This is a genomic window from Halorubrum sp. Atlit-28R (assembly GCF_003665955.1).
Taxonomy (GTDB): Archaea; Halobacteriota; Halobacteria; order Halobacteriales; family Haloferacaceae; genus Halorubrum; species Halorubrum tropicale.
Window position 1 is genome coordinate 1 of record NZ_QPLS01000121.1, and the last position, 545, is coordinate 545.

Below are 545 nucleotides of genomic sequence, written 5' to 3' on the forward strand. Positions count from 1 at the left end.
GACCACCGGGCACCGGGAAGACAAAACTAGCAAAGGCAATCTGTGAATCCGCTACGACCCACGAGCAAGTCGACGATTACAGGTTCACGACTGCGACCTCTGAATGGACTGCGTTTGATACGATTGGTGGATATGTTCCTTCTACGGGCGACGGTGGACAGGAACTCCTGTTCGAACCCCGGCTTTTCCTCAAGTGTTTCCGGCAAGACCGAGTCGTCAACGAGTGGCTCATCATCGACGAAATCAATCGATCAGACATCGACAAAGCCTTCGGACAGCTCTTTTCCGTTCTGTCTGGCGATTCAACCGAACTCCCATACGAACGCGATCGAACCGTCGAACTTCGCTCACTTTCCAATTCAACAACTGACGAAGAGCTCGCCGAAATTATTGGGAACCCAGACGCCTTCCCGGTTACCCCTTCGTGGCGGCTAATTGCTACAATGAACACGTACGACAAAACCTCGCTGTACGAAATGTCGTACGCATTTATGCGCCGTTTCAACTTCGTCCACGTCGGCGTTCCACCGCTCACCACCGATGAG

General features: G+C 52.8%; 1 protein-coding gene. It reads left to right on the forward strand.

Annotated elements, in window-relative coordinates:
• Nucleotides 1-545: AAA family ATPase (locus DVK06_RS17110; RefSeq protein ID WP_158600110.1), on the forward strand; the 545-nt coding region annotated here is incomplete at both ends.